The sequence below is a fragment of the Shewanella sp. MR-4 genome (assembly GCF_000014685.1).
In the GTDB taxonomy this organism is placed as follows: domain Bacteria; phylum Pseudomonadota; class Gammaproteobacteria; order Enterobacterales; family Shewanellaceae; genus Shewanella.
On record NC_008321.1, the window covers coordinates 759,657 to 779,750 of the forward strand.

A 20,094-nucleotide genomic window follows, 5' to 3' on the forward strand; every position below is an offset into this window, starting at 1 on the left:
TTATAAATAGTTCCTTAACTATTGTTTTTTTTAAAATGTTTAAATGATAAATCAAATGTAGAACACATTTTAAAAGATGTCTGGCTAGCTTTGGGTGATTTCACTGAGGAATCTAACAAACCCTTGTCAAGATTAAGCAAACTTAATGTTATCTGCTCAACTAGCCAATGGCGACATTGTACTCGTTTTAGGCATTTGTTAACAAATGAAATGTTAACAAATTTCTGGATGAAGCCCTGATTTACCATGATATTTACTTTAGTTATTGATTAGTATAACTAATGTATTTTTAATTCTTGTGACCTAGTTCACGCCTCTTTGGATTTTGAAGGCGCTCTGCTACACTAGCTCGGGTTCATTTTTCGACTAGACAACCAATGGACAACATGACTCAAGATTTGTGGCAGCATTACCAGAAGCCGTTGTTTTTGCTTACTCAAGCATTATCCTGTGATTTTTCCTTTGCTGTAATTACCGCCCATAATCCCGCTTCAACCCTCCTCAGTCCCAGCCAAAACCGTTTACTCGACCGCCAACTTCTCCGTGATATTGAATTAATCGGCAGCCCCTATCGTGCAATGGTGGGCGCATCGCCAGATTTATCCCATATGGAAAAGAGCTGGGCCGTGTTCGTCGATAGAAGCATGGCGCTGCAGTTGGGGAAAAAGTTTAATCAATATGCCATCTACATGGTGGAAAAGGGCGAGGTGAGTTTAGTGCCTTGCACCATCACCGGGCATGATGAAGTGTGTTTAGGCCTGTTTAATGATCACGTGCGTTTGGTTTACGAACTGCCGGATCTAGCGACCTAAGCCGCGCGAGTTTATTGCTATTTTTCTTGTCCGGCTTTGCCTGTAAAGGGCAAGGCTAGGTCGGTTATTTTTTAATCCTGTTAATGCCTGCATGATACCTCGCCACCATTTTTGCTTTGGCTTTACCGCTAAATTGCTCATTGTTTTTAAAAGCGTTTATTGAATTTGTTTATGCGATGTGAAATTAGCATTGACTTCATTAGGGGTTTATTGCTACTTTTTTCGTCCCTTTCCGGCGGAAAGGAACAGAAGAGGAGCGTTAACTAGGTAGTCAGTCAGAGGAGCACAAACTCCAGCGATGATTGATGAGGGAGATTAACGCCGAGGCATAGATGTGGTTGCTGCATGTTTATGTCGGTCGCTTAGGCTGAATCCTAACGATTGTCACCTGTAATTGGTGGAGAGCTTCTGGTGACGATTGCTGTTTCCCTTCTATTGGGGTGCGTATCATTGAGCACCAGGCTCTTCGAACGAAGTTGGTTCGGAGCGTAATCATGTTAGTTAATCAAGATCTTATCCTAGTTTGTGCCGTGTCTTCTGCTTCTGCGGAGGTACGATAATGTCTCTTGTTGTCGCAAAATTTGGTGGTACCTCTGTCGCCGATTACGGTGCAATGAATCGCTGCGCCGATATCGTACTGGGCAATCCCGATTGCCGTTTAGTGGTGGTTAGCGCCTCCAGTGGCGTGACTAACCTCTTGGTTGAACTCACTCAAGAGTCGATGAATGACGATGGTCGTTTACAGCGCTTAAAGCAAATAGCCCAAATTCAATACGCTATCTTAGATAAACTGGGTCGCCCCAACGATGTAGCTGCGGCATTGGATAAGCTGTTAAGTCGTATGGCGGTATTGAGCGAAGCGCTGGCATCCCAACGCAGCAAGGCCACCATGGATGAGTTATTGTCCCTTGGCGAGCAGTGTTCGTCGGCATTATTTGCGGCGGTATTGCGCGAAAAAGGCGCCAACTCGAGTGCCTTCGATGTGCGCCGAGTGCTGCGCACCGACAGCCATTTTGGCCGCGCCGAGCCACAGGTTGAGCAAATTGCCATTCTCTCTCGTGAGCATTTACTGCCGCTGTTATCTGAACAAGTGATTGTGACTCAAGGCTTTATTGGTTCAGATGAGGCCGGACAAACCACCACACTTGGCCGTGGCGGTAGCGACTATTCTGCGGCACTGTTAGCCGAAGCCTTAAAAGCCTCTGCGGTTGAGATTTGGACCGATGTGGCCGGGATTTACACGACCGATCCGCGTCTTGCGCCAAACGCCCATCCTATTGCCGAAATCAGTTTTAACGAAGCCGCCGAAATGGCGACTTTTGGTGCCAAAGTGCTGCACCCTGCGACGATCCTGCCTGCGGTGCGCCAGCAAATTCAAGTGTTTGTCGGTTCGAGTAAGGAGCCTGAAAAGGGAGGCACTTGGATCCGTCATCAGGTTGAAGATGCGCCTGTATTTCGTGCGGTTGCGCTGCGCCGCGACCAAACGCTACTCAATTTACACAGCCTGCAAATGTTGCATGCTCAGGGCTTCTTGGCTGAAACCTTTGCCACACTGGCAAGGCATAAGATCAGTGTGGATTTGATCACCACTTCAGAAGTTAACGTATCGCTGACCCTAGATAAAACCGGCTCGGATTCAAGCGGCCAAGGGCTGTTGAGCGAGGCGTTGCTGCAGGAATTATCACAGCATTGCCGTGTACGTGTTGAAGATGGTTTAGCACTGGTGGCGATTATCGGTAACCGTATTGCCACCACTGCGGGCATTTGCCGCCGGGTGTTTGAAGTGCTTGAGCCCCACAATGTGCGTATGATCTGCCAAGGCGCCAGCCCGCATAATTTGTGCGTATTGGTCGCCGAATCAGAAGCGGCGCAAGTGGTTAAAGCACTGCACGAAAACCTGTTCGAAGGCGCGTAATATGCAACCGACTGCGTCGTCTTTAACCATTGGGGAGCTTGCCGCAGGGCAAGCACTCACTCTGCCGATTTACCACTTCAAGCCAAGTGGTCATGTTTCTGGCCCTAAAGTGTATATTCAGGCCAATGTCCACGGCGCTGAGGTGCAGGGGAATGCGGTGATTTTCCAATTGATGAAGCAGCTTGAGCGCTGTGACATCTTAGGGGAAATCACCTTAGTGCCCTTGGCAAATCCGCTGGGGATAAATCAAAAGAGTGGTGAGTTTACGCTGGGGCGTTTTGACCCTATCACAGGGGCAAACTGGAACCGCGAGTACTTAAATCACTCGATTGATTTACCCGCTTGGTACCGTGAACATGCCGAGCTTAGTGATAGTGCGCTTATCCAAGCTTACCGCAGTACCTTAGTTGAGGCGTGTCAGCAGCGATTACGTAACGAGTGGGGCGTGACCACGGGCCACAGATTAGCGGTTAACCTGCAGGCCATGGCCCACGAGGCGGATATAGTATTGGATCTGCATACCGGGCCTAAATCCTGTAAACACTTGTATTGCCCAGAATATGATATTGTGGCGGCGCAGTTTTTCTCGATTCCTTACACCTTAGTGATCCCCAATAGTTTTGGCGGGGCTATGGATGAAGCGGCATTTTGCCCTTGGTGGCAATTGAGTGAAGTCGCCAAAGCACAGGGGCGAGAACTTGAGATCGCTGTTTCGGCCTTTACCTTGGAACTTGCGAGCCAAGAACGCATTTGCCTTGAGGATGCTTTAGTCGATGCTCAGGGGATTTTGGCCTACTTGAGTCATCGTGGGGTGATCGCCGAGCGAGTCGCACCCGCAAAGATGCCACGTTTTGGCTGTTATCTTAAGGATTACAAAAAGTACCATGCGCCCATGGCGGGATTGGTGGAATATGTGGCGCCCGTGGGAGAGCCACTGGCGGCGGGTGAGACCTTAGTCAATCTGCTGCGGCTCGACTTATATGGCAGTGAGCAGGAGCTGACGGCGCTAAGCTTGCCGCAGGATTGTGTGCCCATACTCCATTTTGCCTCGGCGTCAGTGCATCAAGGCACAGAGCTTTATAAAGTCATGACGAATTTGTTTGAATTGCCACAGTAACGGCAATGGGTAAAACAAAACGCCAATCATAAGATTGGCGTTTTTTATTCCAGTCTACAACCACTTAAAGCGATAGAAGAGTGCCATTTGCAGGGCGACCAGCGAGATAAGAATGCCGCAGAAGGTCGCAAAAGCCCAAGCATTATCGGCACCGGGAATGCCACCAATATTGACCCCAAGCAATCCGGTCAAAAAGCCCAGCGGTAAGAAGATTGCCGAGACTAAGGATAAGAAATACAAGCGCTTGTTTAGTTGCTCCGATTGTTGACTGAGTAATTCTTCCTGGGTCACATTGGCCCTATCGCGCAGGGCGTCTAAGTCTTCAATGGTGCGGATCAGCTTATCTGTGGTTTCGCGCATCTTGAGTCTTTCGGATTCATTAAACAGCACAAATTGATCCGAGAGCATCTTGGCGTAAGCTTCTTTCTGCGGGCCTAAATAACGGCGCAGCGCCACGGTTTGCCTGCGTAGCTCGGCGATATCTGTGCGTAAATCTTTTACATTGCCAGAGACAACTTGTTCTTCTAACTCAGAAAGTTGCTCTTCAAGGGTGTCGATAAAATCCACTTTACGGGTGGTGAGTCTTTCGCAAACCGCAAGGATAAAGTCCCCTGTGGTGGTGGGACCGGCGCCTTCCATAATGAGTTCTGCAACATCTTTAACCGAGAGTAGCTCGCGATCACAGGTTGAGATAATCCGTTGTTTGTCGGCGTAAATTCGCACTGCAACCATGTCTTCGGGGGCCGAATTGGGGTTTAAGTTTACCCCGCGCAGGGCCAGCAAGACGCCTTCACCTGCAAACACGGCCCGTGGGCGGGTATCTTGGGCCAGAAGGGCATCGGTTTCGACTTTATTTAGGCCGCTGTTTAGCACCCAATGACGGGCTTTTTTATGGCGATAACGTAGGTGTATCCAGATCAGTCCATCCTTAGGATCCCAGTTTTCAAGCTCTTCTGGGCTTAAGGTTGAACCTGCCTGAGCGCCACTAAGCACTAAGCTGTAGATAAATCCATCGTGCATATCGCATTCCATCTCTTACTCAATCATGGATTCAAGCTAACTGATTTCGTTGCGAAAATGAAGTATAGGCGTCGTTTGTGCTGATAATTGCCTCACTTCTCGGGCCTAAATTGCTGGTCAAGCAACTTATGATGAAATAGATTAAAATTAGCCATAGTTGTGATGCATTGAGAAGATAAAATGGAATATGAATTTCGGCGCAATAGTTTGACGGGCACTTATCTAGCCAGCTTTAGTATGGACCATGAGGTGCTGGGCCAATGGTTTTCGGAAGAGTTGGGGCCAGAGTTAGCCAAAATTCAACAAGTGCTCGATATTATCAAAGATATTCAAGCGGGCAAGCGAGATTCTTGGCGTCTGATTGGTGGCGATCTCACCCTAGATCTCGATGAAGAACAGGCGCGGATTTATGCCAATGCTCTAGGATTTGAGCAGGAATATGAGCTCGAAGAATCGATGTCACTCTACGATGCGGAATCAGAAGCCTATTGTGGCTTAGAGGATTTAGAGGAAGCCCTGTTAAGTTGGTATGAGTTTGTGGAAAAAGGGCGCTAGCTAAGCCCTTTTAATCTCGATATAACAAAGGCAATCTATTGATTGCCTTTGTTATTTTTAACCTTGCGTTTAATCATGAGGTTTCAGCATTAGTTATTCAGATACCTTACTGCCATTTCGGTTCTCGATTTAGCATTGGCCTTACGCAGCAGATTTTTCACGTGTACTTTTACTGTGCCTTCACTGATATGTAAGTGCTCTGAAATCATCCGGTTGCTTAACCCTTCCGCCAGTTGTTGCAGGATCTGTAGCTCCCTTGGTGTGAGGCTTGAGATCCATTCCTGTTCATCGGCGGCATTTTTAAGCTCGTACAGATATTCTTCGACTTCGTCGCTGATCACTCTGTGGCCCAACATGGCATTTTTGAGCTTATCGAGCAGCAGATCCGGTTCGGTATCTTTCAGTAAATAACCATCGGCGCCCGCGCGCAGTAGTCGAATAACATCTTGTTTTGCATCGGAAACGGTGAGGATCACTATCCTTGATGTCACGCCTTCCTGGCGCATGGCATTGAGGGTATCGAGCCCAGTCATTCCCTTCATATTCAGATCGAGCAGTACAATATCGGGCTCATCGGTGGCTACGGCGCTTAAGGCATCTAAGCCACCGCCCACTTCACCGAAGAGACTAAAGTCAGGATCGGATGCGATCAGTTGGCAGATCCCTTTGCGAAGAAGAGGATGGTCATCGACCACTAGGACTGAATAAGGCTTACCCATGTGTAGGCTCCTGTTGAGAAGGGAAAACTAATGTAACTTTGGTTCCCTGAGACAAATTGGATTTGTTATTAGGTGTTAAGGACATCTCCGAGTTTTCTTGGTCTAGTTGTTCGGCAATTCCCTTGCTATTAGTGTGCGTATCATTGCTACTAAATACAACAGTTCCGCCTAATTTACTTGCGCGTTCGTGCATTATCCCTATGCCAAAGTGTTGATCTCGTTCTTTAAGATAACCAATCCCTATGCCGTTATCACTGACGCTGATATTGACCATACCATTGTCATCTTTATAACAGCGAATGATGACCCGACTGGCATTCGCATGCTTGATGGCATTGAGTGTGGCCTCACGGGTGATCTGCAGAATGTGGATATGCTGCTTGGCCTCGAGCCATTGGGGCGAAAGTTTGTAATCGAGGTGGATCTTGATATCGGTATTGGCCCTAAGCTGCTCTAGCATGGCTTCCATCGCGTTCTTCAGATTCGGTTCCTTAATGGTTAATCTGAAGGTGGATAATAACTCCCTGAGCTGTACATAGGCTGTACTCACCCCTTCGTTTATCTCCGTCAGTTGATTCTCCACCGCAGGACTGCGACAGCTATGATCCAAGTTTTTGCGTAGCAAACTAATTTGAATTTTGAGGAAAGACAGAACTTGGCCGAGGGAGTCGTGTAACTCTCTGGCGATAACCCCACGTTCTTCCATCAAGGCCAGTTGTTGACGCTGCTCGGTGGCGTTATGGATAACGATGGAGCGGGTGAGCATGATGGCAAAGTTTTTAAACAGCGGCGTATTGGTATCCTGCGCCGAAATCAGTTCTAAGTAACCTAAGTCGGCCTGCTCAAATTGCAATGGAAAGCGGGTGCAAAGGGGAGTCGTTTCCGGCCAGCCGCCATCAGCTTCAACCACTTCTAGCTCTTGCTCTGGGTACTGAATGATCAGTCTTAAATGGTCGATAGACTCATAGTCCTTCAATTGATTCAACGCCGCCTTGAGCGCCTTGTAGTCCAGCTTTTTGGCATTAAGTGTCAATAGGTTATCGTATAAAAATGCTAGCTCATTGTTTGCCCTAGTGAGTGCTAGGGTCTTTTCGGCGACTTGGGATTCTAAGTTGCTATACAGGGTTGCCAGCTCGCGTGCGGTTTTTTGCAGCGCATGGGTTAGGGCGGTGAGCTCGATATATTCAGTCTCGGGCATTTCTATCTCGAAGTTGCCCTTGGAAATGGTATTGGCCGATTCCATTAACTGCTGCAAGGGCACTACGACTTTGCGCTTGGTAAAACGTACCGCGAGAAAAGCGATAACGAGCATCAGCCCAAGCCCAAAAATCTGGCTCGCGGCAAGGAGGCGCAACTTGAAGGCGGCATGGTGCTCCATTTCGAGCACTAATAAATCGATAGTATCGACAAAGTCCTTGAGCGAGGCGGCGTAGTCGCGGGAGTTTTCCTGCTCAATGTAGTACTTCATGACCAGCCATTTATCGATAACGAGCTGATACTGTTCGGCGATTTTTTTCGGGCTGAACCAGCTGTTTGATGGTTGCAGCGCCTCGGAATGCAGAGTGTTTTCAAACTCGGCAATTTTTTCTTGGGCGGCTTCACTGCCTGAATTGGCATAAAACATCAGGCGATAGCTTTGCATCCGCAGTGAACCCGAGGCATTGATGGCCTTTGCATCGCCTAAGCTGTAAGACAAATTGATGATTGCGAAGATGGCTAGGCTGCTAGAAAGCAAAATCAGTACTAACATTAAACCCAGTATTTTGGAGGTAAGGCTGCCTCGTTTCATATGTCCATTACCTAATATATGGCCATTGATTTAACGGCTCTTTAGTCGTGTTTTTTACATTAGAAAATAATGTATTACATTAACAAAAACATAAAAGTGTGAACAACAACACTATTACATTTTGATCTAGCGCAAACTTCGCTCTAGATACCCCCTAAGAGGTATGTCTTTGGTGGGTTTAAGCCACTAACTTTGGCCTTGGAGATGTCGTGATTTATTAAAATAATGCAACACGGAGATGAGATGATGAAGAAGATGACAGGTAAGTCCTTTGCACTCAGTGCATTGGTAGCCGCGAGCTTCATGGCTGCGGGTGCGATGGCGAGCGATAAGACCGAGCCTCGCAACGAAGTATATAAAGACAAGTTTGCTAATCAATATAATAGCTGGCATGACACAGCGAAAAGCGAAGAGATCACCGATGCATTAGCGGGCGATCCAAGCTTAGTGATTCTGTGGGCTGGTTATGGTTTTGCTAAAGACTACAACGCACCACGCGGCCATATGTATGCTGTGACCGACGTGCGTAACACCCTACGTACTGGCGCACCTACCAACGCCGAAGATGGTCCAATGCCAATGGCATGTTGGAGCTGTAAGAGCCCTGACGTACCTCGCCTGATTGAAGAACAAGGTGAAGATGGTTACTTCAAAGGCAAGTGGGCTAAAGGTGGCCCAGAAGTGGTGAACACAATCGGTTGTAGCGACTGCCACGAAAAAGGCACGCCAAAACTGCGTATTTCACGCCCATTCGCTGAACGTGGTATGGAAGCATTAGGCACTCCATTCGACAAAGCCTCGAAGAAAGACAAGCAATCTATGGTTTGCGGTCAGTGTCACGTTGAATACTACTTCGAGAAGAAAGATGATCGTAAAGGCTTCGTAAAATTCCCTTGGGATTCAGGTACTACTGTTGAACAAATGGAAGCTTACTACGACGCTATCGAGTTCTCTGACTGGACTCATTCACTGTCTAAAACCCCAATGTTGAAGGCGCAGCACCCTGGTTATGAAACCTGGAAAATGGGCGTACACGGTAAGAACGATGTGAGCTGTGTTGACTGTCACATGCCTAAAGTGACTAACGACAAAGGTCGTAAGTACACAGATCATAAAGTGGGTAACCCATTCGATCGCTTCGATGAAACCTGTGCAACTTGCCATAGCCAAAGCAAAGAGTTCTTAGAAGGCATCACTAAAGAACGTTATGCCAAAGTGAAAGAGCTGAAAGCACGTGCCGAAGGTCAATTAGTGAAAGCACACTTCGAAGCGGCTAAAGCGTGGGAAGTAGGTGCAACTGAAGCCGAAATGAAGCCAATCCTGACTGATATCCGTCATGCTCAATGGCGCTGGGACTTCGCGATTGCTTCTCACGGTGTAGCGGCTCACGCTCCAGAAGAAGCACTGCGTATCCTAGGTACTGCGGTTGATAAAGCGGCCGATGCCCGTGTGAAATTAGCCCAATTACTGGCGAAGAAAGGCGTGACTGATGCTGTTGCTATCCCTGATATCTCCACTAAAGCCAAAGCTCAGGCAGCTCTGGGTATGGACATGGACAAGATGAATGCAGAGAAAGAAGCATTCAAGAAAGACATGTTACCTAAGTGGGATGCAGAAGCGAAAAAACGCGAAGCAACTTATAAGTAATTCCTGTTGAATATGAGCTAACCCCTCATAGCAAAGCCCCCGCAACTTAGGTTACGGGGGCTTTTTTTATTGCCTATGCGTCTTATAAAATCAGTTGCTTAGCTTTTATCTCAGAGCAATATGTCTTAGTTAACCCATCAATGCATTTGCTTAAGGCTTACCGATGAAATCACGCTCAAATTGTTCAGGTGTGACGGGTTTGCCATATAGATAGCCTTGCCCTAAATCGCAGTCTTCACTGCGGATAAAACTGTCCTGATTTGGGTTTTCGACGCCTTCGGCAATCACCTGTAGTTTGAGTTTTTTGCCAATCGCTATGATGGCCTTAGTTAACTCTCTGTCTTGTTCGCTGTTTTCGAGTTTGCTGATAAAGCAGCGGTCGATTTTTAAGGTATTGAAGGAGTACTTCTGCAGATAGCTTAATGAAGAGTAGCCGGTGCCAAAGTCATCGAGTGAGATGCGGATCCCCAGTTCCTGCAACTGGATAATGGCCTTATGGGCTAAGTGTTCGTCCTGTAACAACATGCCCTCGGTGATCTCCAGCTCCAGCGCGGTGGCGGGTAATTGGTATAAGGTTAATAGCTCGGCAATATGTTCAACAAAGCGAGGATTACGCATTTGCACCGGGGAGATATTGATGGCGATTTTAAAGTCCCGCTGCAACATTTGGCACCAGTCAGCGGCTTGCTTAATGGCGCTGTGCAGGACGAAGTTGCCTATCTCCATGATTTGCCCATTACGCTCGGCTAAGGCGATAAATCGGTCTGGAGAGACTTGACCCAACACCGGATTATGCCAACGTAGTAGCGCTTCTGCGCCAATGACCTTGTGGGTTTTTAGTTCAATAAAGGGTTGATATTGCAGGCTGAGTTCGTTTTTTTGCAGTGCGTCGACTAAGCGAGACTCGAGTTGATAACGCTGACGAAGTGCGGTTTGAGTATCTTGATTGAAAAAGCTATAGGGTATGCCTTCGGCCTTGCTGATGGTCATGGCGGCGCCCGCTTTTTGTAGCAAAACCGCGGCATCGATACCATCGCTTGGGGCCTGTGCTATGCCAATCGAAGAAGGCGTAGTGATCACAAAGTCTGCAATGCCAAAGGGGGCATTGCAGCAGTTGATTATCTGATTAAGTAGTTTATTGGTTTCGCGCTGAGAGGGCTTGTGGGCTTGTACGAGAACAAACTCCGCCCCTGCGATGCGGGCAATAAAGGTATGGCCGTCTGTGCAATGCTGTAATCGCTGGCTCAAGATGGTCAATATCTTATCGCCGATAAGGTAACCATAGCTGTCATTGATGGATTTGAAGTTACGTAGACCTAGGTAAAACACTGAGATTTTTTCTTTACGGTTAATCTCTTCCAGCATTCTAGCCAAAGTGTTGAGTAGATTGAGCCTGTTGGGGAGGCCAGTCAGCGGATCGTAGCTCTTATGGTACTCAAGTGAGCTTTCGGTCGTGGTACGTGTTTCGATTTCGCGGATTAGCTTGGCACTGAGTTCAGCGAGCTCGTGGGTTCGCTGCTGTACTTTTTGCTCGAGTTGCTGGTTATGGAGCTGCAATTTAGCTTGTTGGTACAGGGTGATCAAATTGGCTTCGATGGCATTTTGAAACCGTGCTAGCAAACTGCGGAACTGCTGACTGTAGTTATGCTCCTTGCTGTCGAGCATACAAATAGTGCCGAAGGTGCTGCTATCGGGCCAGTGTAAGGGGAGGCCGCAATAGGCAATCATCCCTAGCTTGATGTCGGGGTTTTTATCCCAATTGGCGTCTTTCAAGGCATTGGGAATATGGAGCTCTCGACATTCTTTCATCACGGTTTCGCAATAAAGACCATGGCCTAAATGGTCTTTATCGTGGGGTTTGTAGGGATTTCCCAAGCTATGGCTCGAGACGAATACTTCAATCTCTGTAGGGTGGACACGCATAATAAGCGCGGCGGGCGTATCCACAATCTCGGAGAGTAGATCTAAGGTTTGTTGCCAATTTTCTAGCATTTCAGGCGGTACAGTAATCTTATCTGTATCAATCGCCATATCTGCGAATAAGCGCTCTCTTTGAGATTGTTGAAGGGCAAACTTGTAGGGCATTTGAGGCTCATCCGAAAGCACATTGTTGTTTATAAACTATAGTCTTTTTATCTCAGCGTGAGTTTACCGAAACAATTAAGTTTGCTTTAATTTGTAAATGGTATGTTAATTGCGGTGTTTTGTGTTTCTTAAGCTTTTGATAAGAATTCGCCCGTAGTCTGGTGCTGGGTATTTTTGGCTAGTGGATAATTAAGTGCATCACAATATGAAAAGTAATGTTAGGACGACATTTTTCAGCTTCGCAAAGGGACATTTGCTTGCACCTTGGCTCGTGTTTGCGGTGATTATTTTTTGGCTCGAATTGACCCATGCCGATATGCGATTCGCCAGCATGTTATTTCACTGGCAGGGTGGTGTCGATTCTTGGCCACTGCGTGGCCATTGGTTGACTGAGAATTTGCTGCATGTCACTGGGCGAAACCTGGTTATTTTGCTTGCCGTTGTCGTGGTTAGCTGTATTGGTTTAAGCTTTCGCGTCAACAGACTTCGCCCTTACCGTAAAGGCTTTATCTATTTATTCTGCAGTGTGCTGGCCAGCGTGGTGTTAGTGCGCCTTGGCAAAAATTTCACCCATATGACTTGCCCTTGGGATGTGATTGAGTTTGGTGGTCGTATGCTGCACTCATCCCTGTTTGCTCGCTTGCCTGATGGCGCCGCGTTTGGTCAGTGTTTCCCCGGTGGACATTCGAGTGGTGGTTTTGCTTGGGTAGCAAGCTATTATGTGTTGAAGGAATACCGCCCAGCTTATGCCAAAGCGGGACTCATCTTTGGGATAGTATTAGGCGCGGTGTTTGGTTTTGCGCAGGAGCTGCGTGGTGCCCACTTTTTGAGCCATGATCTCTGGAGTTTGGCAATTGCCTGGACATCCGCCAGCTTGCTCTACTATGGCTTCTTCCTTCGTGTGCCCAAGGTTAAAAAGATTAAAGTCGCCAACCAAATCAGTATTATCAATACTAAAGAAGCCATCTCTAAGTGATGGCTTATTCCTCAAGTCACTCTTATCCCTCAAGCTAGTCTGAGGCGAAAGCTTAGAAGCGAAACTCAAAGCGGATATCGCCTTGACGCAATCTGAGTCTTTCGTCGAGGAGATGGTTTTTCTCGTTCAATAGGATGTTCTTCTGCCGCAGCAGATCGGCTTTATCGGTGAGATTGTTCAGCTTGTTGTTGATACTACTGAGCTGGATATCGATAGCATTTAAGCGGTCGGCAATTTCGGCCAGACGTTTATTCACCAAATATTGCTCGTGTCCTTGGTTATAACGCTCAACAAACTGATTATTGCTACAAACGCCAGAGTAATTTTCCCCTGCTAAGCCCACGCGGTAGCCATTTTCGGGCAGACAATAGCTGATAAGCCCCTGTTGGTACCCTTGTTGCCATTGGGCTGCGTCCACCTTGAGGTTAAACTCATGACAATCCTGCTGATATTGATTGAGCAGACTCGCGTTGGCGCCTCGATTGCCATCGGCTAAGCCTGTGGTATACCAATCATTATCTCGGCATTCTTCGAGTGAGAGGCTAGTGCATTGGGTGAGGGAAAGGGCGGTGAGAGCTAAAGCAAGGTTAAGATAACGCATTCTAGGATCGGATAGTCACAAAATGGCATCAGCATAAAGCTTAGGTGAGAGCAGAGCCAGCGCTATATTGCGCCCACAATACGGTTACCCTGCACAATACTGTGGCTGGCTTTTCCTTGCTCAGTCACAACTTACTCGATGCAATAATGCTAAGGTATTGAGTTAATATTAGTTTTAATTTTTAACCCATTGTATTGGACATGCTTATGCAGGTTTTGCTACCTCCATCAGATAGCTCGCTCTTGGGCACAAAACGGTCTGTACCACACACAGTGACGACTTCTGCGCCTGCAAAAGAGCTGAAGACGGAGCTTAAGAGTGGCACTGAATCTCAAGAATCGAGCGCTCATAATGCCACGACAGAGGTCGGTGTCCTGCAATCCTTTGCCCATGGCGCGCTTGGATTGGCCGAGCCACAGGGTTGTGAACATACGAGTGAGCAGGAAGCATCGCCCCAAGATGAGGCTCAAGGCTATTACAAAGCAGGGCAGTTACTCAAAGCCGCCGCAACAGTTGGCAGTGTGATCGCACTCTTTGTATAAATCACTATTAACTTCAGTATCTTGTGATATAAATCAATCCAAGTGTTTCTTAAAGCTATGGCTGGGTCATGAGGGGACATTTTCAGCAAGTTTACTGACTTTAAATCTACTGCGTTTTGCTATTGTGTTCCTAAGCTAGGTGCTTTAGTTTTTACTGAAGCGAGGTATTTTTCACTGAATCTTTTTATCTATCATCTTTAAAAGGTTGCTTTTATATGAAGATTTGTCCGGCACATTCCATCTTACGCCTAACTAAGGTATAAGGTCGGTATGAAAACTCCTAAACGAATCCAACCTCTGGTTGATGAAGGACTGGTTGACGAAGTCATTAGCCAGTTGATGAGCGGTAAAGAGGCTACAGTGTACGTGGTACGCTGTGGTGAGGATATTCGCTGCGCTAAGGTATATAAAGAGGCGGATAAACGCAGTTTTAAGCAGGCGGTGGTTTACCAAGAGGGCCGTAAGGTCCGTAATAGTCGCCGTGCTCGGGCAATGGAAAAAGGCTCTAAATTTGGCCGCGAACAAATGGAAGAAGCCTGGCAAAATTCAGAAGTGGATGCGCTGTTCCGTTTAGCCCATGCGGGAGTGAGAGTGCCGACGCCATTTGGTTGTTTCGATGGCGTGTTATTGATGGAATTAGTGACCGACAGCGAAGGCCATGTTGCGCCCCGTCTTAATGACGTGAGCCTCAGCGCTGAGCAGGCCATGCGTGATCACGCTTTGGTGATGATATATGTTAAACGTATGCTTTGTGCCGGTTTGGTCCATGGCGATTTATCCGAATTTAACGTCCTAGTCGATGCCGATGGCCCAGTGATCATCGATTTACCTCAGGCAGTCGATGCCGCGGCCAACAACCATGCGAAATGGATGCTGGAGCGTGACGTTAATAACATGACGCAATATTATGGCCAGTACGCCCCAGAGCTGCTCAAGACACAATATGCAAAAGAAATGTGGGCGTTATTTGAAGCGGGTGAATTAAAACCTGATACCCAATTAACAGGCAAGTTCACCGAGGTCTTAGTCGATGCCGATGTCAATTCAGTGTTAGATGAGATCCAAGCTGCCTACGATGAAGCACAGGAACGTAAGCTGCGACTTCAAGAAGCCAATGAAGATTATTAGTGAAATATTCTTCAATAAAATAGACGCCTTATGAGCGTCTTTTTTATTGGGATTAATTATTTTGGGACTGATTTTAAAGCCTGTGGCATTGCCATCCTTGGCATGGGCACTTAGCCCCTTCCTTTCCATTGAACCACTCAATAAAAGGACAAGACCGAAGGGAGAAATATATTGATGGGTCACAGAGCCCTATCGACATATTAATCTTTGGGGGAGACAACTCCCTCGAGCCTTGCCGAAACCTTTGGTGTTGCAAGCAACACAGCCATCCGTGGCGCGCTATCCTAGTCTAGCGCTGGATCGTCATTGATCCGTGAATAAAAGGACAAGACCCAAGAGGGTAATATGTTCGTGACTTGGGGGAGCACAATTCACATATTTGATCTTTGGGGGAGATAGCTCCCTCTAAAGCCTTGTCAAAACCTTTCCTCTTTTGCTATTGCATACCCTTTAAGCATTAAGTTGACAGAGCCGGACAGTAAACAGCACAGTTATTATTGTTATTTTGTACGATTTATATCTTAGGTCGTTGGGGAGCGATAATAGATACCCATCCGACCCTGTCTAAACTGTTATTTATTGCTAATCCAATTAATTGGATGACAAGGCCGGACGTAAAAGGGCGCTGTTATTATTGTTTTTAGCACAACTTTCATACCGAGTTAGACCTACAGGGCAATATGCAATGGGGTCCGGCCTTGTCGATAAGGGCACTGGGCGAGGTTACCTCAACCTATAGTGCGTAATTCACTGTTTAGCTGTTTAATGCGTTTCTGCAACTGCGCAATTTCAGAGATTAAAGCGCACTCCCTTTGCTGCGGCTGTTGCTCACTTTCCCTTACCCATTGGTAAACCGCTTTAGCCGAAATACCGTACTGTCGTGCGACATCAGAGAGTAATCTGCCTTTGACTTTCACTTCAAAAATAACGTCAGGTTTAAGACTATGATTGGCGATTCCCATGGGTTATCCCTCTTACTCTATGTTCTGTCTGCTTGCTGGTTCTTTCGGTGCTTTCCTTGGTGATTAATGACGCTGTTCTATATCCCACTGGCTATGTCCTAGGTGGCGCAGGGACAACCATTCGTGGCGACAATGACTAATAAGTTTCATCAGATGTTTCATCTCTATTCTCCTCAATCCACTTAGGGATTGTGCTTCGATTACATGCCTCACAACGGGCACTTAGATTAACGTCCATTGATGTCAAACAGCTTACATAAGGTGTTGAGTGAGTGGCATTGAGCGCCTCTGCTCTTCTACCTATTTATTAGTATGTAAAATCCGTGCCAACATTTATAAATTTTTATTTATATTAAAAATCATAAACTTATTAAAATGTTTCAAACGGTGACTTTTTAAAGCCATGTCTGAAACGGTGCAGCTTGCACTATTTCAGTGCTTTTACTCTAAATGTTATCTAGATGATATTAAGATGTTTTTATTTAGTGTTGTTTTCGATTGAATCAGTCATAAACTGAGCAAAGAAGCGATTAAAGATTGTCTCAAAAGAGAATGCTTATATACTGCGATTTTTTATGGTGTCCTTTGGCGACTTGCCACGCCCTTTGCCTTTTGGCGGGCAAATACCATCATCAATCATGTTATGAGGTCATAAATGATGAAGCCTTCTCTGATCAAATCACTGCCAGCATCTAAGCTTGCGATTGTTGTGGTGACAGGCGCCTTGATTGCGTCTGGCTGTTCTACAGTCAATCCCTATACCAATGAGCAACAAACGGCAAAAGCAACGACGGGTGCCTTAATTGGTGCGGTTGCTGGCGCGGCTGTTGGGGTTGCGTCCTCAAGCAAGAGCGATCGCGGTAAAGGTGCCTTAATTGGTGCCGCCTCAGGCGCCGCCGTCGGTGGTGGTATTGGTTACTACATGGATGTGCAAGAAACCAAACTGCGCCAACAACTGGCCTCGACAGGCGTGAGTGTGACCCGCGACGGTGACAATATTATTCTCAATATGCCAAACGAAGTGACCTTTGGTGTTGACCAAACTGAGCTGAGTGATGGCGCTAAGCGTGTACTTAACTCAGTGGCGCTGGTGGCCAAGGAATACAGTAAGACTCAACTGAACGTATTAGGTTACACCGATAGCAGCGGCTCAGATTCTTACAACCTACGTTTATCACAAGTCCGTGCCAGCGAGGTGGGCAACTACCTGATGAGCAAAGGCGTGGCTTCTGCTCGCGTTAAATCTAAGGGCATGGGTGAGGCGAGTCCTATCGCATCGAATGCGAATGCCGCAGGTCGCGCGCAAAACCGTCGAGTGGAAATTGTGTTAACCCCAACGGGGCAATAATTTCCATAAAATAAGAGTCGCCTACGGGCGACTTTTTACTCTCTGCACTCGGTGACTCTTTGCATTAGGCAACATGTTGCATTCGGGGACAATTTGTCCATTCACCTAAACAACTTAAGTGATCTTGGCCACAATCGTCCCGATTTGAATTTATCCAGTAGCGGTAATACTTGATCCGCTAAAGGTTTTGCCGTCTTGTATGCACTAGGACATTTTCCTGTGCAAACGGAGATAACAGCATGGCAAAACAGGGTTTAGTGTTAGCAATCAGTTTAGGGTCGACATTGATGGCGGGAATGGTACAAGGTGCGCCAATGAACACTGCAGCGACAGCCCCTATTGAACTCAGGGCCGCAGGTAGTTTAAAGGCGGCGATGAACGATATTATTGCCGCTTATCAAGCGAAATCTGACGCTAAAGTCGCGGCGCAATATGCGCCTTCAGGCCTACTACTCAAGCGGATCCAAGAGGGTGAGCGAGTGGATATCTTCGCTTCGGCGAATATGAAACACCCGCAGGCCTTAGTCGATGCGGGAGCGGGTCAACAGGTGCAAATGTTTGCCCGTAACCAGCTCTGTGCCATTGCCCAGGCGGATGTACCACTCACCAGTGCGAACTTATTAGACACCCTGCTCGCGCCGCAAATAAAGCTTGGGACATCAACGCCAAAAGCCGATCCCGCGGGGGATTATGCTTGGGCCGTGTTTGCGAAAGCCGAGGCCTTAAAAGCTAATGCAAAAACCACATTAGAAACCAAAGCATTGCAGCTAACGGGTGGGCCTGAGAGTGCTAAACCGCCCAAAGATCGCAATCCCTATGCTTGGGTGATGGAAAATAAGCAGGCGGACGTGTTCTTAACCTATTGCACCAATGCGGTGCTGGCACAAAAAGAAGTGCCGAGCCTCAAGATTGTCGATTTACCGCCAGAGTTAGCCGTTGGCGCCGACTATGGCTTATTGGTGTTAAAGGATGCCAATAGTGCGGCCGCGCCTCTGGCCGAGTTTATTTTATCCCCTGAGGGACAAGCGATTTTAACGGGCTATGGCTTTCAGCCACCTAAAAAATAGTGGTTATACCAATCGTATTAAATATCTGTTCATTCAGCGGGAGTTAAACGGGCTTTAGACAAGGCGAAGGCTTGAAGGCATAGTGGCGCTCTGTCGAAAGCCTTAAACGCAGTATAAAGCACGTTCAACCCCGCCCTTGGGGAGCCTCACAGGCATCTCACTCCCGTGTTACATTGACTTAAAAGGGAATAACCATTTCTTCGTCAATGCGCCTTGGATTGAGATGCCTGTGAGGCTCTGAACTGATTAGATATTTAATGTGATTGGTATTAAACGACCTATTAAAAATGGCGCCCTATGGCGCCATTTTTGTTGTTCGTTTTAGCCGATTGAGTACTAGTGCATTAAATATAAAGTCGCTAATCCTAAGAAGGCAAACAGGCCAATAACATCGGTGACTGTGGTGAGTACCATACCGCCCGCTAACGCCGGATCTACTTTTAAACGCTTTAAGATCAGCGGAATACTGGCGCCAGCCAGTCCAGCGACTGTCATATTGATGAGCATTGCGCCGCCAATTAGGCTGGCAAGCGCCATATCATCTTTCCAAACTAATACCGCGATAAACACCAAAATCGACCACATGAGGCCGTTCAAAAAGCCAATGGCGAGTTCTTTGCCAATCAGCCAGCGGGCGTTACTCTGGCCAATATGGCCTAAGGCGATCCCGCGGATCACTAGGGCTAAGGTTTGATTGCCCGCGACCCCGCCCATGCTCGGTACAATCGTCATTAAAATCGCAATCGTGGCGAATTGTTCGATTGTGCCTTCAAACATATTGCTGACAGAGGCCGCCAGCAGGGCGGCAAACAGGTTAATCGTCAACCAGAGTGAGCGGCGTAAGGTACTCTTTACCACAGGGGCGAAGGTGTCTTCATCGTCATCCATCCCCGCCATCCCCATCATGGAATGTTCGGCATCTTCACGGATAACATCGACCACGTCATCGATGGTAATACGCCCGAGTAACTTGCCCTCACTATCGACCACGGGCGCCGATACCCAGTCATGGCGCTCGAAAAGTTGCGCCACTTCGCTGTCGGACATGCCCACGGGAATGCTCTCGATATCGGTATCGATAATGCTGCTGATATGAGTATTGGGATCGCAGGTGAGCAGATCCGCAAGCTTTACCCCGCCGAGTACGCGATCGTGCTTATCCACCACGTATAAGGTGTCAGTGGTGTCGGGCAGGTTGCCCCGTTGGCGCAAATAACGCAGTACCACATCGATATTTACATCGGGTCTTAAGGTCACAGTATCTGTGTTCATTAAGCTGCCCGCGGTTTCATCGGGGTAGGAGAGCGCCTGCTCGACCCGCTGGCGGTTTTGCAGACTCATTGACTGCAATACTTGCTTATAGACGGTATCCGGCAAGCTTCGCAGAATATAAGCGAGATCGTCCGTATCCATGCTGGCGGTGGCTTTGGCGACTCGCTCTGGGCTCATAGCGCGGATAAGCGGATCTTTTAACTCTTCACTGAGTTCATCGAGAATATCCCCGAGCTGATCTTGATCGATAAGTTGCCATAACACTTGCCGTGCCTTAGGGGGCGAGGACTCTAGAATCAATGCGATATCTGACGCCGCCATGTTTTGCAGCATTTGCCTGACATGCACAAACATACCGCTATTGAGGGCATGGCTCAGTTGGTCGAGACGTTGTTCGACTTGTAAGCTGTCTGAGGCTTCTACAGGCATGTTTCCTCCAAGGTAGCGACAGTGGATGGGGCGTTTGGCTGTTGAGAACTTAAGCCAAAGGACTTAAGCCAAAGCGCAGCAGTATATTGTAATTGAGCGCACGGGAGGGC

17 protein-coding genes and 1 riboswitch are annotated in these 20,094 nt (G+C 47.5%); of the genes, 10 read left to right on the forward strand and 7 right to left on the reverse strand.

The window, feature by feature from the left end; all coding sequences use genetic code 11:
- Nucleotides 1-377 precede the first annotated feature (377 nt).
- The 3 genes from SHEWMR4_RS03410 (at nt 378) to SHEWMR4_RS03420 (ending at nt 3,844) form a co-directional block, all read left to right on the forward strand.
- Complete coding sequence (locus SHEWMR4_RS03410; RefSeq protein ID WP_011621450.1) at nt 378-812, forward strand: DUF3293 domain-containing protein; 435 nt, start codon at nt 378-380, stop codon at nt 810-812.
- A gap of 241 nt (nt 813-1,053) precedes the next feature.
- Nucleotides 1,054-1,228: riboswitch (Lysine riboswitch) on the forward strand.
- Between the two features lie 143 nt (nt 1,229-1,371).
- Nucleotides 1,372-2,727, forward strand: coding sequence for a lysine-sensitive aspartokinase 3 (lysC, locus tag SHEWMR4_RS03415; protein WP_011621451.1), 1,356 nt, complete (start codon nt 1,372-1,374; stop codon nt 2,725-2,727).
- Between the two features lies 1 nt (nt 2,728).
- Nucleotides 2,729-3,844 (forward strand): succinylglutamate desuccinylase/aspartoacylase family protein, encoded by a 1,116-nt coding sequence (locus SHEWMR4_RS03420; protein ID WP_011621452.1) that lies wholly within the window; start codon nt 2,729-2,731, stop codon nt 3,842-3,844.
- Nucleotides 3,845-3,898: 54 nt separating this feature from the next.
- On the opposite strand, the gene SHEWMR4_RS03425 is transcribed toward SHEWMR4_RS03420, so the two are convergent.
- Nucleotides 3,899-4,864 carry a zinc transporter ZntB gene (locus tag SHEWMR4_RS03425; protein WP_041408686.1) on the reverse strand — a complete coding sequence of 322 codons (966 nt, stop codon included), beginning with the start codon at nt 4,862-4,864 and terminating at the stop codon, nt 3,899-3,901.
- Between the two features lie 180 nt (nt 4,865-5,044).
- Here SHEWMR4_RS03425 and SHEWMR4_RS03430 point away from each other — a divergent pair, with 180 nt between their 5' ends.
- Nucleotides 5,045-5,419 (forward strand): YacL family protein, encoded by a 375-nt coding sequence (locus SHEWMR4_RS03430; protein WP_011621454.1) that lies wholly within the window; start codon nt 5,045-5,047, stop codon nt 5,417-5,419.
- An 89-nt stretch (nt 5,420-5,508) separates the two neighbouring features.
- Here SHEWMR4_RS03430 and SHEWMR4_RS03435 read toward each other — a convergent pair whose 3' ends face one another.
- Both SHEWMR4_RS03435 and narQ read right to left on the reverse strand, forming a co-directional pair.
- A complete protein-coding gene (locus tag SHEWMR4_RS03435; RefSeq protein ID WP_011621455.1) occupies nt 5,509-6,138 on the reverse strand; it encodes a response regulator in 630 nt (209 codons plus the stop codon).
- Nucleotides 6,131-7,927: a nitrate/nitrite two-component system sensor histidine kinase NarQ gene (narQ, locus tag SHEWMR4_RS03440; RefSeq protein ID WP_011621456.1), complete on the reverse strand. Its 1,797-nt coding sequence runs from the start codon at nt 7,925-7,927 to the stop codon at nt 6,131-6,133. The genes SHEWMR4_RS03435 and narQ overlap by 8 nt, the downstream gene beginning before the upstream one ends.
- A gap of 243 nt (nt 7,928-8,170) precedes the next feature.
- On the opposite strand from narQ, the gene nrfA reads away from it, so the two are divergent.
- On the forward strand, nt 8,171-9,574 hold the full coding sequence (gene nrfA, locus SHEWMR4_RS03445) for an ammonia-forming nitrite reductase cytochrome c552 subunit (protein ID WP_041408688.1): 1,404 nt from the start codon (nt 8,171-8,173) through the stop codon (nt 9,572-9,574).
- A 150-nt stretch (nt 9,575-9,724) separates the two neighbouring features.
- On the opposite strand, the gene SHEWMR4_RS03450 is transcribed toward nrfA, so the two are convergent.
- Complete coding sequence (locus SHEWMR4_RS03450; protein ID WP_011621458.1) at nt 9,725-11,659, reverse strand: EAL domain-containing protein; 1,935 nt, start codon at nt 11,657-11,659, stop codon at nt 9,725-9,727.
- A 205-nt stretch (nt 11,660-11,864) separates the two neighbouring features.
- Between SHEWMR4_RS03450 and SHEWMR4_RS03455 the strand changes: the two genes are divergently transcribed.
- Nucleotides 11,865-12,635 carry a phosphatase PAP2 family protein gene (locus SHEWMR4_RS03455; protein ID WP_011621459.1) on the forward strand — a complete coding sequence of 257 codons (771 nt, stop codon included), beginning with the start codon at nt 11,865-11,867 and terminating at the stop codon, nt 12,633-12,635.
- A 52-nt stretch (nt 12,636-12,687) separates the two neighbouring features.
- Here the strand turns inward: SHEWMR4_RS03455 and SHEWMR4_RS03460 are convergent, their stop codons facing one another.
- On the reverse strand, nt 12,688-13,236 hold the full coding sequence (locus tag SHEWMR4_RS03460) for a DUF2799 domain-containing protein (RefSeq protein WP_011621460.1): 549 nt from the start codon (nt 13,234-13,236) through the stop codon (nt 12,688-12,690).
- 206 nt (nt 13,237-13,442) lie between these two features.
- Between SHEWMR4_RS03460 and SHEWMR4_RS03465 the strand changes: the two genes are divergently transcribed.
- Entirely contained in the window at nt 13,443-13,778 is a 336-nt protein-coding gene (locus SHEWMR4_RS03465; RefSeq protein WP_227499227.1) for a hypothetical protein, read from the forward strand.
- A 270-nt stretch (nt 13,779-14,048) separates the two neighbouring features.
- Nucleotides 14,049-14,906, forward strand: a complete 858-nt coding sequence (locus tag SHEWMR4_RS03470) for a PA4780 family RIO1-like protein kinase (RefSeq protein ID WP_011621462.1) — start codon at nt 14,049-14,051, stop codon at nt 14,904-14,906.
- A 728-nt stretch (nt 14,907-15,634) separates the two neighbouring features.
- Here SHEWMR4_RS03470 and SHEWMR4_RS03475 read toward each other — a convergent pair.
- Complete coding sequence (locus tag SHEWMR4_RS03475) at nt 15,635-15,868, reverse strand: transposase (protein ID WP_011621463.1); 234 nt, start codon at nt 15,866-15,868, stop codon at nt 15,635-15,637.
- Between the two features lie 655 nt (nt 15,869-16,523).
- Between SHEWMR4_RS03475 and SHEWMR4_RS03480 the strand changes: the two genes are divergently transcribed.
- Nucleotides 16,524-17,216: an OmpA family protein gene (locus SHEWMR4_RS03480; RefSeq protein ID WP_011621464.1), complete on the forward strand. Its 693-nt coding sequence runs from the start codon at nt 16,524-16,526 to the stop codon at nt 17,214-17,216.
- Nucleotides 17,217-17,455: 239 nt separating this feature from the next.
- A complete protein-coding gene (locus tag SHEWMR4_RS03485) occupies nt 17,456-18,283 on the forward strand; it encodes a molybdate ABC transporter substrate-binding protein (protein ID WP_011621465.1) in 828 nt (275 codons plus the stop codon).
- Between the two features lie 336 nt (nt 18,284-18,619).
- Here the strand turns inward: SHEWMR4_RS03485 and mgtE are convergent, their stop codons facing one another.
- Nucleotides 18,620-19,984, reverse strand: coding sequence for a magnesium transporter (gene mgtE / locus SHEWMR4_RS03490; protein ID WP_011621466.1), 1,365 nt, complete (start codon nt 19,982-19,984; stop codon nt 18,620-18,622).
- Nucleotides 19,985-20,094 lie beyond the last annotated feature (110 nt).